Annotated in this window: 16 protein-coding genes; 1 reads left to right on the top strand and 15 read right to left on the bottom strand. The window is 39.5% G+C overall.

The annotated features are described in order from the left end of the window. Positions 1-76: 76 nt before the first annotated feature. The 9 genes from atpA to porW form a co-directional block, all read right to left on the bottom strand. Entirely contained in the window at positions 77-1,657 is a 1,581-nt protein-coding gene (atpA, locus tag LA313_RS06685) for a F0F1 ATP synthase subunit alpha (protein ID WP_228913903.1), read from the bottom strand. Positions 1,658-1,701: 44 nt separating this feature from the next. Further along, complete coding sequence (atpH, locus tag LA313_RS06680; protein WP_228913902.1) at positions 1,702-2,256, bottom strand: ATP synthase F1 subunit delta; 555 nt, start codon at positions 2,254-2,256, stop codon at positions 1,702-1,704. Positions 2,257-2,260: 4 nt separating this feature from the next. After that, entirely contained in the window at positions 2,261-2,761 is a 501-nt protein-coding gene (locus LA313_RS06675) for a F0F1 ATP synthase subunit B (RefSeq protein WP_228913901.1), read from the bottom strand. 87 nt (positions 2,762-2,848) lie between these two features. After that, positions 2,849-3,046 (bottom strand): ATP synthase F0 subunit C, encoded by a 198-nt coding sequence (atpE, locus tag LA313_RS06670; protein WP_029036344.1) that lies wholly within the window; start codon positions 3,044-3,046, stop codon positions 2,849-2,851. Positions 3,047-3,089: 43 nt separating this feature from the next. Continuing rightward, positions 3,090-4,202 (bottom strand): F0F1 ATP synthase subunit A, encoded by a 1,113-nt coding sequence (gene atpB, locus LA313_RS06665; protein WP_228913900.1) that lies wholly within the window; start codon positions 4,200-4,202, stop codon positions 3,090-3,092. 106 nt (positions 4,203-4,308) lie between these two features. Further along, positions 4,309-4,713 (bottom strand): DUF6168 family protein, encoded by a 405-nt coding sequence (locus tag LA313_RS06660; RefSeq protein WP_228913899.1) that lies wholly within the window; start codon positions 4,711-4,713, stop codon positions 4,309-4,311. Then, on the bottom strand, positions 4,710-4,940 hold the full coding sequence (locus tag LA313_RS06655; protein ID WP_228913898.1) for an AtpZ/AtpI family protein: 231 nt from the start codon (positions 4,938-4,940) through the stop codon (positions 4,710-4,712). Before LA313_RS06655 ends, LA313_RS06660 begins: the two co-directional genes overlap by 4 nt. Next, positions 4,900-5,313, bottom strand: a complete 414-nt coding sequence (locus LA313_RS06650; protein ID WP_228913897.1) for a bactofilin family protein — start codon at positions 5,311-5,313, stop codon at positions 4,900-4,902. The genes LA313_RS06655 and LA313_RS06650 overlap by 41 nt, the downstream gene beginning before the upstream one ends. Next, complete coding sequence (gene porW / locus LA313_RS06645) at positions 5,313-7,844, bottom strand: type IX secretion system periplasmic lipoprotein PorW/SprE (protein ID WP_228913896.1); 2,532 nt, start codon at positions 7,842-7,844, stop codon at positions 5,313-5,315. Before porW ends, LA313_RS06650 begins: the two co-directional genes overlap by 1 nt. Positions 7,845-8,034: 190 nt before the next feature. Between porW and LA313_RS06640 the strand changes: the two genes are divergently transcribed. After that, a complete protein-coding gene (locus LA313_RS06640; RefSeq protein ID WP_228913895.1) occupies positions 8,035-9,375 on the top strand; it encodes an IPT/TIG domain-containing protein in 1,341 nt (446 codons plus the stop codon). Positions 9,376-9,422: 47 nt separating this feature from the next. On the opposite strand, the gene LA313_RS06635 is transcribed toward LA313_RS06640, so the two are convergent. From LA313_RS06635 to LA313_RS06610, 6 genes are read right to left on the bottom strand one after another with little or no spacing between them, the layout of a single operon-like run. Then, a complete protein-coding gene (locus LA313_RS06635; protein WP_228913894.1) occupies positions 9,423-9,743 on the bottom strand; it encodes a hypothetical protein in 321 nt (106 codons plus the stop codon). Continuing rightward, on the bottom strand, positions 9,744-10,460 hold the full coding sequence (locus LA313_RS06630; protein WP_228914451.1) for an ABC transporter ATP-binding protein: 717 nt from the start codon (positions 10,458-10,460) through the stop codon (positions 9,744-9,746). A 1-nt stretch (position 10,461) separates the two neighbouring features. Further along, positions 10,462-11,946 (bottom strand): DUF5687 family protein, encoded by a 1,485-nt coding sequence (locus LA313_RS06625; RefSeq protein ID WP_228913893.1) that lies wholly within the window; start codon positions 11,944-11,946, stop codon positions 10,462-10,464. Between the two features lie 55 nt (positions 11,947-12,001). After that, entirely contained in the window at positions 12,002-12,688 is a 687-nt protein-coding gene (locus LA313_RS06620; protein WP_228913892.1) for a hypothetical protein, read from the bottom strand. Further along, the gene (locus tag LA313_RS06615) at positions 12,685-13,302 is read right to left on the bottom strand and encodes a hypothetical protein (RefSeq protein ID WP_228913891.1); all 618 of its coding nucleotides are present in this window, start codon (positions 13,300-13,302) and stop codon (positions 12,685-12,687) included. The genes LA313_RS06620 and LA313_RS06615 overlap by 4 nt, the downstream gene beginning before the upstream one ends. 1 nt (position 13,303) lies before the next feature. Then, positions 13,304-13,642: a PadR family transcriptional regulator gene (locus tag LA313_RS06610; protein WP_228913890.1), complete on the bottom strand. Its 339-nt coding sequence runs from the start codon at positions 13,640-13,642 to the stop codon at positions 13,304-13,306. Positions 13,643-13,667: the final 25 nt, after the last annotated feature.

Here is a 13,667-nt window from a genome sequence, read left to right as displayed (position 1 = left end):
TAAATATCTCAATACTTTAATTCAAATTTGAAAACAGGAAATGAATTTCTCAAAACTCATTTCTCCATACTCAATACTACTTTTTATATTTAGCTGAAAGCTCTTTTACTACCTGTGTAAGCGTATCTGTGATCTCATCTGTAAGCTTACCGGCTTTCAATTGATCAAGTACATCTCTGTGCTTGGCATCAAGATATTCCAGGTATTCTTTTTCAAACTCTCTAATCCTGTCTACTGGAACATTTCTTAAAAGGTTCTTTGCACCTGCATAGATGATGGCGATTTGGTTCTCCACAGGGTAAGGGTTGTTCTCTGCCTGCTTAAGGATCTCCACGTTACGCTTACCTTTTTCAATGATGTTGAGGGTTGCAGGGTCAAGATCTGATCCAAACTTGGCAAAAGCTTCAAGTTCACGATACTGCGCCTGGTCAAGTTTTAATGTACCCGCAACTTTCTTCATGGATTTAATCTGAGCTGCACCACCAACACGCGATACCGAGATACCTACGTTAATTGCAGGACGCACACCAGAGTTAAATAAGTCAGAAGTAAGGAATATCTGACCATCGGTGATCGAGATCACGTTTGTTGGGATATAAGCCGAAACGTCACCCGCCTGAGTTTCAATAAGCGGAAGTGCTGTAAGCGATCCTCCCCCTTTAACTTTATCTTTAAGAACGTCTGGAAGATCGTTCATACTTGCAGCAATGTCATCATCATTAATGATTTTTGCAGCACGCTCAAGAAGTCTTGAGTGAAGGAAGAAAACGTCTCCAGGATATGCTTCACGTCCCGGTGGACGTCTTAGAAGCAAAGATACCTCACGGTAAGCAACAGCCTGTTTTGAAAGATCATCATAAACGATCAATGCAGGACGACCAGTATCTCTAAAGTACTCACCTATCGCAGCGCCTGCAAATGGTGCATAAACCTGCATTGGAGCAGGGTCAGATGCGTTTGCAGCAACAATAGTAGTATAGGCAAGAGCTCCCTTGTCCTCAAGAGTCTTAGCAATACCAGCAACTGTAGAGGCTTTTTGCCCGATAGCTACATATATACAATAAACAGGTTCCCCTGCATCATAAAATTCTTTCTGGTTAAGGATGGTATCAATAACCACGGCAGTCTTACCGGTTTGACGGTCACCAATAACAAGCTCTCTCTGTCCACGTCCAATTGGAACCATGGCATCGATAGACTTAATCCCCGTTTGAAGAGGCTCGGTTACAGGTTGGCGGTAAATTACACCCGGTGCTTTACGCTCAAGTGGCATCTGGAAAGTTTCTCCTTCAATAGGACCTTTTCCATCAATTGGCGCTCCAAGAGTATCAACAACACGTCCTACGATTCCTTCACCTACATTGATAGAAGCAATTCTCTGGGTCCTTTTAACAGTAGCTCCCTCTTTTACCTGCTTGTAAGGGCCTAAAAGTACAACCCCAACATTATCTTCTTCAAGGTTAAGTACGATTCCTTCAAGTCCACCCTCAAACTCCACCAACTCGCCGTATTGCGCATTCGCCAGTCCGTAAACGTTAGCGATACCATCCCCAATATTGAGTACAGTACCTACTTCGTCAAGTGAAGCCTTAGCCTCAAACCCGGAAAGCTGTTTCTTTAAAATCGCTGATACTTCAGCCGGATTAATTTCTGCCATAATTATTTAGAATAAAATGCTGCGCCATGGCGCAACGGTTTTCATTAAATTTTTGTAACGTATGTATTGTTCAGTAATTCTCTTTTCAAATTGGTGAGCTGGGCGCTTACACTTCCATTATACTGGATGTCCCCAACTCTTAAAATGAATCCCCCAATGATACTCTCATCGATAATATTTTCGATTTTAGCCTCATTCCCTGTCAACTCCTTAACTTTTTGCTGAATCTTAGCTTCCAACGCAGGAGTAAGAGGAATAGCCGTTGTTACCCTGGCTACCTGAACCCCGTTCATCTCATTAAAAAGACGATTGTAATTCTTTGCTACCAGTGGAAGAATATCAAGACGGTTATTCTCGATCAAAATTGCGAACAATCCTGAAGTAACTCCATTCACAGATCTAAAGATCTCTAAAAGGGCACTTTTCTTCATGTTATTTTTAATCACAGGATTCTTGAGAAAATTCCTGAGATCACTGCTATTTGCAATGGTTTCACTAATGGTGGTCATATCATCATTAACCTCCTTAGCGACGTTCTTATCTTTTGCCAGGCTCAAAAGGGCTTTGGCATATCTTGCGGCTGCTCTGCTTCCCTGCATCTTATTAATTTAAGGTAACATCATCAAGCATATCTTCAACCAGTCTTTCCTGCTTCGCTTTGGTTGAAAGCTCTTCTCTTACCACTTTCTCGGCTATTTGTACAGACAAAGTAGCTACCTGATTTTTAATATCGGCAAGAGCGGCATTCTTTTCAGTTTGAATAGTAGCTTTTGCCTGCTGGATCATTTTCTCTCCTTCTTTCTGTGCATCTTCTTTTGCTTCAGAAATCATTTTATCCTTGATCTGTCTGGCTTCCTTGATCATGTTGTCACGCTCCAAACGCGCTTCCTGTAACAATTTCTCATTGTCTGCCTGCAGGTTTTGCATCTCTTTACGAGCTTTTTCAGCCGAATCAAGTGCATCCTGAATTCCCTGTTCCCTTGAATTCAGGGCATCTAAAATGGGTTTCCATGCAAATTTGCGAAGTAACGCGATAAGCACGACCAGGATAATGATCTGCCAGAAAAACAATCCAAAAGAAAAATCGTTGACTAACTTTTCCATATTCTATTTATTTCTTCTAATGTTTAATTTTTAATAAATCAAGCCTTGCAGCCAACCGCTGCAAAGCTTGAAGTTCTTTCTGATTGATTATACTGCGAAAAGAGCAGCAAAAGCAACACCTTCCAAAAGTGCAGCGATGATAATCATTGCAGTTTGGATTTTACCGGCAGCTTCTGGCTGACGTGCAATTCCTTCCATTGCAGCGCTACCAATCTTACCAAGACCAAAACCGGCTCCAATAATAATTAAACCAGCTCCAATCAAATCTAAATTTAAGGCTTCCATACTTACTTATTAAAAATTAAACTTACTCTTAAAAACGTTTATACTATAATACGGGAATATCTTCATTATCGGCAGGATGATCATGATCATGCTCCTCAACCGCCATTCCTATGTAAAGGGCACTAAGCAGGGTGAAGATATATGCCTGTAGAAAAGCTACCAGTAATTCAATAATTGAAATAAAAATTGTAAATCCAAAGAACGCAGGTCCTGCGATCCAATTTTGAAATATCACAATAAAACCAAGCAGTGTCATTATAATAACGTGTCCCGCTGTAATGTTAGCGAAGAGACGTATCATAAGTGCAAATGGCTTTGTAAACATTCCAAGCACTTCAATAGGAGCCAGAATGATCTTCATAGGCACAGGCACTCCCGGCATCCAGAAAATGTGTTTCCAGTAATCTTTATTTCCGCTGAACTGAACAATAATAAAAGTTACCAGGGCCAATGCGAAGGTTACCGCAATATTTCCTGTCACGTTCACACCAAGTGGTGTCATACCTAAAAGGTTAAGGATCCAAATAAAAAAGAAAACTGTTAATAGGAATCCGGTATATTTTCTATAGTTCTTCCCAATGTTTGGCTTGGCAATTTCATCACGCACGTAAAGAACAAGTGGTTCAAGAACACGTCCAAATTTCTTTGGGATTGCTCTCTTCTTATATGTATTCGCCAGACTTGTGAAAAGAATGAGCATTAAAAGACTCACAAGCATCATTGTAAGCACATTCTTGGTGATTGAAAAATCCCATGGTCTTTCATTTGCGGGAAAACCATCTTCATCATAATTAATGGTTCCCTCGGCATTAGTTTTATATATATGAGAGTGGTACAAACGGTAATGCTGCCCGTCCACCTCAACGATATCTTCACCATGGTGGAATTTACCAGATGAAAAAACTTTTAATCCGTCATCCCAAAGGATAACCGGCAGTGGAAAGCCGTAGTGAGCTCCAGTCTCCGCATCCGAAAAGAAATTTACGTAATAAGAGTCGGCAAGGTGATGATCAATGTATGCCTCGATTTCTTCCTCGGTGTTAACTTTTGCATCCTCTCCTTCCTGAGGTTCTTTAACACCAAATGCCTGTGAATTGAAACTCACAAACATTAAAAGACAGGCTAATAAAAACTTCGCAACGTTTTCCTTTTGCATTTTCAGGTAAATTACAGTCCTTTAATTCGGCTGCAAATGTACATAATTATATAAAAAAAAGCAGCCTATGTACACTATTAGTTTTTTTCCGGCGAAAGAAGCGTAATTACTTGTCATTCGAGAAGTTAGTGCGATTAAGAATTTTAGCAATGAAGACAATTTCCACCACGATGCACAGTGCGTAAGGAACAAAAAAATGCAAAAAGACAGATTTGTCCAAAACAAAGTCTGATGTTTTTATGAGGTAAAAGAAGATACCCAGTTTTACCATCCCGCTAATTAAAAAGATAAATCCTAACTGTTCTTTAAGATGTTCACTGGCCAAAATAATAGTGGAGGTGAACAGCAGCGTAATGCCCACATTGAATTTATAGGCAAAGTTCACCAGGTCCATGGGGCGGTCATTCTGAAAATAAGTTAAAAATCCATAATGGAGTCCATAACTTATCCCGGCCACCAGAAAAAGCAAAAAAGTAAACCTCAACAGGTCTTTAAAAATTACTGGATTCAATTATTGTAGCGTTTGAGTTGTTTTAGAACAACGTAGACTGAAGCGACTAAACCAAAAAGAACAAAACCAATTGTAAACCAGTTCTTTTCCATTGGATATCTTTCATCCAGTTTTTTTCCAATCCAGGCGCAAATGAAGATCGTGGCGCCCATTTGAAAAGCAATCCCGGTAAATACAGCCCAGTTCTTAAGCTGACTGTTCTTGTCTTTGTTTTTCTCCTCTTTCATTGCGAATTGCTTTCACCCCGCCCCGCATTGTGCAGGTGGCGTTAAAAGTTGCTCCAGGCTCTACCGCCAATTTAGAAACTACGGCTTCCCCTTCAATTACTGCTGTACTTCGAAGACTCAATGTTCCCTGTATCTTAAGATTTCCGGAAAATTTCCCTTCGATGTCGGCATTTTCGCATTCCAGTTCTCCCTTCACATATCCATCTTTTCCTATAACCACCTTTCCGGGGGTTTTTACGGTTCCTTCTACACAACCGTCTATCCTAAAGCCACCTTTGGCTTCAATGTTTCCTTTGATCTTTGTGCCGGGGGATATTTTATTTTGTTCTTTGCTGTTCTCTGTTGTTGATTTTGCCTTGTCCTGTTTAAACATTACTGCGTGGGGGTGTTTAATGAATCTAAGTAGGTTTCAATGTTTTTATGAATCTGCACGATCCTGTAGTTTGGGGTGGAAATATAAAAAGATTTTTTATCAATCGGATATTTATCGTCCCCGGTCAATCTTTGAGCAAAAGTATTTACCTCTGCTTCGGAATTAAAACCATGAACTACTACAAAATCCCGCGCCTTATTGTAAACATCCCGCGAAACTTTCCAAGAATAACCGAATTCCTCTATGGCACTCAAAAGTGTCTCCTGTAACTCCATGGCTTCCTCCTTTTCTTCTTTTTCAAAAGGAAAAATCAACTTAAAGGAAGTGCCGGAAGTATCCGGAACAAATTTAGATCCCGACATAGCAGGTAAAGCCTGATTAATAATTTCCTGGGCTTTTTTACCTTCAATAGATTGCGGGTAATTAAGCGCAACATAATTAAGGCTCGCTTTATAGTCTTCAAACCCGAATAACCTTCCTTCTGCCATGGCTTTTAAAAGCTCCAGTTTTGGCACTATCTCATCTCCTGCAAATTGACCGGTTAATTGATCTACCTCTGCAATAACATTTTCATATTCCTGATTTTCATAACTGCTATACAACTGTTCATAGATAGCCGTTGGATTATTCTCATCCCTTAATAAGCTCTCGGGGTTTGAAAGAATAGCAGCATATCGGGAATCGGGATAGGTCACTAAAATGTCATTTTTGAGAGATTGTGCCCGGGCAGTCATTCCAAGGTCTGAATAAATTTTATAAAGATTGTATTTCGCAGGCAGCAATAATCTCTCTTCGGGCTTATTCCCTATTACAAATTCCAACCTTTCAGCCGCCAGTTCGTTTTCATTAAACTTCTCCCTGTAGATCAATCCAAGTTGATAACTCGCAAAGTTAAGATCCCCTTTTATACTGTCCAGCACAGCTACATCAGTAGGAATAGTTTTTATATATGACTGAGGATCAAATTTTGGATCGTTATCAATAAGTTCATTCACTCCTTCGGTTACCAGGTCTTCGCCGCCTCCACTAATGCGGCGTGTACGCCAGTTATCGGCAAGTTCCCTGTCACCCCACAACCTGAAAAACTCCTGCTTTCCATACGCCACAGCCGTGGGATTATAGAAATAGAAAGAGGAACCGGGATTTGGTATCCCGGGCATGGCAGGACGTTTATTTTCAAAGAAATTCTGCGCTTCCTGCTGTTGTGCAGGACGTTCGGCTTCGCTTTTTGCCTGCTCCCTCAGTTTTGTAGTGTAGTCATTAAAAAATTCCTGTTGCCCCTCTTCAGACAAAGACGCGAGGTAGAGAATACTATCGGCTTTTTGGGCCATTTTTTCGTAGTAGATGACATCATCCAGATTATCCCGCTTTCTCTTTATGAGCCTGTATTCCCGTAAATTTTCAGACAATTTCGAAAGAGTGCTGTCAAAGTATGCCCCGGCTACTTCGTAACGGGCAGCATCAAAATTGATATTTCCCAGAGTTTGATAATCCAGGGACTGCAGGTAAGTATTATTGGAAGGTGTTCGAAGTGAACGATTGTAGTAAACTATAGCGAGTTCTGAGGAATCCTGTTGATAATGGAACTCAGCAAGCTGAAAATATATTTTATCAAGGTACGGCCTGTTTTCCCTGTCTTCTGCAAGAGCATTTAGCTGCTCGAGAACAAGAGCCTTCTCTTTTGCGGTGACATTCAAATATTCTATTTGCCTTATCATTGCATTCACCAGGTAAATGCGTGGGATCTTTCTATTAAGATCGATCACCCGGTCAAAAGCATAAGAAGCACTATCCGGTTTTCCCAAAACATCATAAAGTTGGCCGGTGATATACCAGTAACGGCCTTCTTTATTTTTTTCATCTGTTAATTCGGCCGCACGTTTGATGTGTGCCACAGCAGTATCGGGAGCATTAATATTCAGGTAAGCCTGTGCGAGTATGGCCGAAGCCTCTGCCCTGTCATCCTCGTCCAGTCGCTCACTTTCCAGGATCTTTTTCAGATTTTTGATAGCCAGTTGGTCAAATTCTAGACGCATATTGGTCTTTTCCCTCCATATCCTGGCCTCGTTAATGGTATTGCTTAGCGGATACTTATGAAGGATGTAATTAAAAGCTTCCAGGGCAGGAACAAAACGCTGATCATAATATCTCGCCTTTCCTAACAACAAATACGCCTCATCAATCTGCGGATTCGTTTCGGATCCTTCAATCAACATGGAGTGCCGCTGAATTGCCTTTACCGCTTTTTCTTCGGCTACAAGAAAATTAGGGTTGATGTTTTCACCGGGAGCCAATACCTCTTCTTTGATCGCCATACGTTCCACCGGAAGTATTCCCCAATAATTGTCAAGGTAGCTTTCATTAAGAGCTTCAATTCCCAGATCAAGAGCTAAATTCCCGTTGTAGAGTGTGTTATATTCGGCTGTAACGGCATGCCAGTTGCGGTTGAGAAAGGTGTTCTTTTTCCTCGAGCAACCTGTGATAGAGATCAACAGGAACAAAATGGCAATAACCTTTATAGATAGTTTCAAATCAACAGATCCTTCTTATTAGCAATAACTTAAATGTGCCCTAAATATTTTTGTGAGTGGGTAAAAATAGTCATTTTTCTGTAAGCCTACAGATGAAGAGAACAACGGTTACATTAAAGTATATTTCAGTCTTAATTTTTTGTTAAATAAAGATTAAATCCTAATATTACACGTTGTAAATTTTTCTCACATGAAAAAATATTTCTTTATTCTGTTCTGTTCCTTAATTGTTTCCTGTTCTCCCGACGAAAAGAATGTTCCATCACTTATTACCCAATCCTACACGGCAGAAATTGGTGACCTTATAACAATTACGGGTACTAATCTTCTACAGGTTGAGACAGTGCGCATCTTTAGCACTGAATATAATGTTTCCGGCGCTACTATATATAATAAACCAGGTGAACTTTTACATCATAAGTTTTTTACCTTTCACAGCGATACCGAAATTCAATTTGTCCTTCCACAGTTATATGCGGAATCCTATGTTATGCAGATAGGCACACAGGAAATTCCTCTTCGGTTAATAGGCTTCATTCCTTTATTTGAAGATTACCCCTTTGACTTACAAGAAATTATGGGTCTGAAGGTGCTTAATGATGAGGAAGCACTTGGGACAACTAGAGTAGATCTTCCTACAAGAAACCTCCATCTGTTTAAAAATGGTTTTTATGAAACTCAGAAGATAAGCAGTAATGTACAATTTTTTAACGTTCTAGAGAATGCTGATTCCTGGTATGCAAAGAGTACTGATTTTAAATTGTATGAAATATACTACAAATCTTCCTCCAGCCCTTCCTACAGTTTTCTTAACAGTTTTAATACCCGCGACCTGGATTACCTTTCTATGAACCCTGATAATATTTTAATTACTCCTGAAAAACAAATCTTCATTTTCACCCAAAATGGAATATTTATAAAACAAAACAATGAATTAAAAAAAGCCGTGGAGCTTTTTGAAGGGTTGGAGGCATATCCTAAGCAGGAAAGAAATATTTTTGATCTCAAGCTTACTTCTCAAGGTAACATTCATGGAAAAGTAATTTTGAATCCGGGGGCTTCTTCATCAGACTACGAATATGCGTTTATAAGTATGAACCCAAAGAATTTCACGTTTAACATCTCTGAAAGACTTCTTTCAGAACCTGTAGGTCCACAATTCAAAAGCAGCACCGGGTATTTCTTGCTCCCAAGGAATAAAAAATTATATAAAACTATAGACTCAGGTCTAACCTGGAGTGAATCTGCCACTCCCATTCCCTATACGGACGGTTATTTCTACAACGCACAAATAAAGGTACTGGATGCACAGAGTATTCTCCTTTTCCTTCACACTTCGACAAATGATAAGCTTCCCTACACTACTGTTTATAAGTCGAGTGATGGCGGTGATTCATGGCAGTTAAAAAAACGATTTAATCATCCAAGACAGGTAGACTTATTTTTATTTCAATCAGACTTTGCAAATCGGTCCGGACTGTTTTACTTCACCAACTTTAGCTCGAGACAGCTGTGGAAATATTTAGAATAGTAGGACCCGAAAATTTTCAGTAAGCCATAAAACGTTAAAGGAATATACTATTTTTTGGCGACATAACGGAGCTCTAAATGTGCCACTTTTTGGTTGAAACGAACCAGAAGTTTCCTTGCCTCTTCGGGTACATATGCTGTTTCATGATCCTCTCCAGTAAATTTCCTTATGGTATCGAGATCTTTGAACCTCATCATAGTAGTAAATTCAACCTCGCCTTCATTAAGGTGCCTTTTTAGGAGCTCCACGCTTTCGAACCCCTCACCCGTTTTTGCCTCAATATCTTTAAATATTTTGGATTTCAGCAACTGCTCGTATGCCTCTGCATTTTCAGGTGTTGTATAGCCGTGCCAGATCCTTATTATCATTTAGCCTACCTCTTTAGCGTATCCCCCTGCAAAATACTGCTCCAGTTCTTTAAGTGTAGCTTCAGAAGTTTTTATATCATTCACTACATGTCCTTTATCAAGCACCACAATTCTTTCGCAGACTTCAGTTACATGAATAAGGTCATGACTGGAGATCAAAATAGTCATTTCTGAATTTGAAGTAAGCTCCTTAATCAAAGCTTTGAGCCTAATTTGTGTGCTGGGATCAAGATTGGCAAACGGCTCATCAAGGATCACGACTTCAGGATCACCTATCAATGCAGCTACTATACCTACCTTCTTCTGGTTTCCTTTTGAAAGGTCCCGCAGATACTTTTTTCTCCCAAGGACTTCCCCGTTAAAGAACTCATCAAAATTCTGAAGGAAAGTAGAAACATCGGCCTTGTTTCGGTTTCGAAGTTCTCCTACAAAATTGAAGTATTCTTCGGGGGTTAGGTATCCAATTAGAAAACTTTCATCAATAAATGAAGAAGTAAAAGGTTTCCAGTTTTCGCTTTGACTTACCGTAATTTCATTATTGAAAACATTGCCAGTACTAGGTTGAATGAGGTCCAGCAGAAGGCTGAAAAATGTCGTTTTTCCTGCACCATTATTTCCCACAAGACCAAAACTCTGACCGCGGGGTATTTCAAGATGTTCAATATTTAGTACAGAGGTACCATTATAAACTTTCGAAAGGTTAGTAACTGTAATCATCTTATTCTCCTGTTTGTTTAAAGCCATTGATCATGGCATATTTATTTTTTTTATAGGACTGGACTATTGCGTTAAAGATCTGGTTTCTAAAAATTATTCCGAGAAAGCCTAAAGCAGCTAGGGTAGTCACCGCAACTTCAAAGGAAAAAAACTTGTTGAGCAGCCAGAAGATCAAAATTGGAATGATCAAAAGGGGAAGCCCCACCAGCCATTGTGCTGCTCCTGTGCCCTGATAGTTCATAAAAGGGCTTTTTTCCAGATCAATCCGTTTTCTGTTAAATGAACCGGAAAATAAAAGTACCGGCACATTGATCCCTATATTGTATAAGGCACACACAATGTTGATCAGCAGAATATCGTAACCAAAATATACATAAGGCGTAGTAAGGATAGTGATAATAACTATGCTAAATGTGACCAAAGCTGCCTTGGAATTAAGGTACTGCTTCAACGGAATATTCTGCGCCATCATCATCGAGTAGTACGATGAATCCCAGGCAGGAATGAACTGCCCGAAATTAATCATAAAGATGCCGGTCATAAAGATTCCTACAAAAACCAAAACTGCAGGCATTTCCTGATAAGTATCATTGGTATAAAATATAAACCCATAGGCCATAAAAAAAAGGGAAAGAAAAATAAGGGTCTTTGGACGCTTGTTACGCCATATTAATTTAAGATCGAGCTGAAGAAAGGGTGCGATCCCTCCAAATCTTCGCAGCCATTCAAAATCCTGGGATTTAGCTTCGGTAACTTTTCCTTTGAGAGATTCATCCAAATAGAACCTGCTCTTTAACATGGCTTGATTCCACTTGAAGAGGGCGAAAGCAAGAAGTAAAGGCAGAAGTGCCAAAAAAGGCATTTCGAGGACGTAATTTAATCCGGCGCCAAAAAATTCGGTAATACTAAAGATTTCAAATCTTTCCAGCCCATAAAAAATAAGCGCAATTACCATATAAGGTAGTATGGCCTTTATATCATCTGCAAACTTCTTTTTCAGTAAAAAGTTAATGTAGTTGATACTTAAAATCAGCCCGATAACAGCAACAATCCATCCAATTATGGAAAGCACCGGCAGCCCGGTTTTATGCCATGTGAAAACCGCAAAAGGCACAAAGAGCAAGAGTGGTAAAAAGTTGAAAAAGGAAAATAGTGACCTCAACAGCACGTAATTCACCACTTTTCCTTTAGAAACAGGTAGCGCCAATAGTGGCTTGACCGTCATGACCGGAAGGGATTGTAACGCGGATCGCATCATCAATTCCAGAGCAAGATAGACCAGCAAAAACCGGTTCACGATCTGTAACGGCTCCTCTTCCGGAAATGCCTCCTTTAGTAAGGGGTAAAGACCAATTCCAAGAATTAAGAAGACCAAAGCAAAATAAATGGCAATAAAAGCCATAAAAATCTTCAACCCAAGGCTCTTGCCAAAAGAGGCCGACCGGAAAAAGGCTTTCCACTGTAGAGAAATGAAATGTTTAAACATGCGGTAATGACTTTAGCAGTATTAGTGGGAAAATATTGGTTTTGTTACAAATCCCTTAGAAATATTTCATTTCGGGATAAACTTTTTTCAGGATATCCTCTTTGTTTTTTGGAAGGCGATAGAAGCAGACATAACTGGTGAGCGCATAAAATGCGATGAGGAATGACATCATCCAATTTATAAAGCCACCTTCCGAGGCATCCATAAAATTTAAAAACTGAAACGGGATCCAGACAAGGGAAAAATATCCTCCGGCATTTTCAATCATAGTTTCAAATAGAAAAACCTTCTTGCCCTCTTTGGCTTTTCTCCTAATGACCGCTCTTCGCCCGGCAATAATTAGGACGATACAAAAAACAATGAAAAGGAAGATCAGGTATGCATCTTTCCCGTTATTAAGGCTCAGAAAAAAATTGGATAGCAAAAAGATCAATAGCAGGCCAACAGATACTTTGGGACGTGTGAGAACTGTTATGATCTCCTTCAAAATAAGCTTGAAATATCTCTTTTCCATTGCCCGCTCCCGTTTCTCCACAACATCTGAAAATCCATAAACTCCAAACTTTTTGAACTCCTTTTGCAGAGCCTGCTCAAAGGAAATTCCGGGATCATCCTGCCACTGATTTTCGATCCCATTTGCAAGATGGTCTACCAGTTCTGTTTGAACATCGTAGTACACCACAAAATGCTCCCGGGTAAACCTGTACAATCTTTCTACCTCATTATTAGAAACTTTTTTCATAATCGGGCGAACTGTTTTTTGTAATAAGCAGACATTTTAAAAGCAGTCAATAAAATTACCAGATTTGCCCACATTAAAAGACCATAGATAACCTCTAACCAATCAGCAGGTATTTCTACATTACTTAATAATAGAAAGAACAGGTAATTGATCAAATACGAATACATAGATAACCTGTTAAGAAAGGATATTTTTTGTTTGATGTACAGAACTACCGGTATTAAATAAGCAGTAAAGATTCCTGCTGCACAACTTATCTGGAACCAAAGATTTTTTTCAAGTTGAGCAATGTCTATAGTAACCAGAGTGGTCATAATTCCACCACCAATAAGCAGTACAGGAATTGAGTAAAGTTCCTTTCTTATACTTAAAAGTACCTTACGATCTACAGACCATTTTACGCTGTTGGCACTTTTTAGAAGACTCTTCTTATTTTTGATCATATAGGCTTTAAAGACCTCATAGAAGTTACGGGCCCTGTCCTCCTCAAGATTTTCTTCAATTGCACTGGCTACATGATCAATCATTTCTACACGAACATCAAGAAATTCCACCCCGGAATTTTTTAAATAGGTATCGATAAACTTAATCTGTTCAGGAGTCAAATTTTTCATCTTAGCCAATTTTAGGTTTTAAGAAAATGACTTCCTGAAGCGTCTTTATATATTCTTCAAGTTCAGAGATTTTCTTAGCAGTTTCTGTAGTTCCTTTTTCGGTAAGTCTGTAGTATTTTCTTAGTCGATTGTCCACCTTTTCCACCTCTACTTCCAGGATCCCGTCGGCCTCCAGCTTGTGGAGCGTTGGATATAATGCACCTTCGGTTATTTTGAATTTTCCTTTCGTGGCATCCTTAACTTTCTGAGTGATTTCATAGCCGTACATGCGCCCTTCCTCCTTCAATAGTTTAAGGACTATCGTGGATAAACTCCCTTTAAACAGGTTAGAATTAGACATTTACATTGAAATATTCTCAAATATA

The organism is Salinimicrobium sediminilitoris, from assembly GCF_020866905.1.
Classification (GTDB): domain Bacteria; phylum Bacteroidota; class Bacteroidia; order Flavobacteriales; family Flavobacteriaceae; genus Salinimicrobium; species Salinimicrobium sediminilitoris.
This window is presented reverse-complemented; position numbering and strand designations above follow the sequence as displayed.

What these genes read in the sequence shown, in the direction of transcription:
- atpA (WP_228913903.1), bottom strand. Translation starts at nt 1,657, where the DNA reads ATGGCAGAAATTAATCCGGCTGAAGTATCAGCGATTTTAAAGAAACAG.
- atpH (WP_228913902.1), bottom strand. Translation starts at nt 2,256, where the DNA reads ATGCAGGGAAGCAGAGCAGCCGCAAGATATGCCAAAGCCCTTTTGAGC.
- LA313_RS06675 (WP_228913901.1), bottom strand. Translation starts at nt 2,761, where the DNA reads ATGGAAAAGTTAGTCAACGATTTTTCTTTTGGATTGTTTTTCTGGCAG.
- atpE (WP_029036344.1), bottom strand. Translation starts at nt 3,046, where the DNA reads ATGGAAGCCTTAAATTTAGATTTGATTGGAGCTGGTTTAATTATTATT.
- atpB (WP_228913900.1), bottom strand. Translation starts at nt 4,202, where the DNA reads ATGCAAAAGGAAAACGTTGCGAAGTTTTTATTAGCCTGTCTTTTAATG.
- LA313_RS06655 (WP_228913898.1), bottom strand. Translation starts at nt 4,940, where the DNA reads ATGAAAGAGGAGAAAAACAAAGACAAGAACAGTCAGCTTAAGAACTGG.
- LA313_RS06650 (WP_228913897.1), bottom strand. Translation starts at nt 5,313, where the DNA reads ATGTTTAAACAGGACAAGGCAAAATCAACAACAGAGAACAGCAAAGAA.
- LA313_RS06640 (WP_228913895.1), top strand. Translation starts at nt 8,035, where the DNA reads ATGAAAAAATATTTCTTTATTCTGTTCTGTTCCTTAATTGTTTCCTGT.
- LA313_RS06635 (WP_228913894.1), bottom strand. Translation starts at nt 9,743, where the DNA reads ATGATAATAAGGATCTGGCACGGCTATACAACACCTGAAAATGCAGAG.
- LA313_RS06630 (WP_228914451.1), bottom strand. Translation starts at nt 10,460, where the DNA reads ATGATTACAGTTACTAACCTTTCGAAAGTTTATAATGGTACCTCTGTA.
- LA313_RS06625 (WP_228913893.1), bottom strand. Translation starts at nt 11,946, where the DNA reads ATGTTTAAACATTTCATTTCTCTACAGTGGAAAGCCTTTTTCCGGTCG.
- LA313_RS06620 (WP_228913892.1), bottom strand. Translation starts at nt 12,688, where the DNA reads ATGAAAAAAGTTTCTAATAATGAGGTAGAAAGATTGTACAGGTTTACC.
- LA313_RS06615 (WP_228913891.1), bottom strand. Translation starts at nt 13,302, where the DNA reads ATGAAAAATTTGACTCCTGAACAGATTAAGTTTATCGATACCTATTTA.
- LA313_RS06610 (WP_228913890.1), bottom strand. Translation starts at nt 13,642, where the DNA reads ATGTCTAATTCTAACCTGTTTAAAGGGAGTTTATCCACGATAGTCCTT.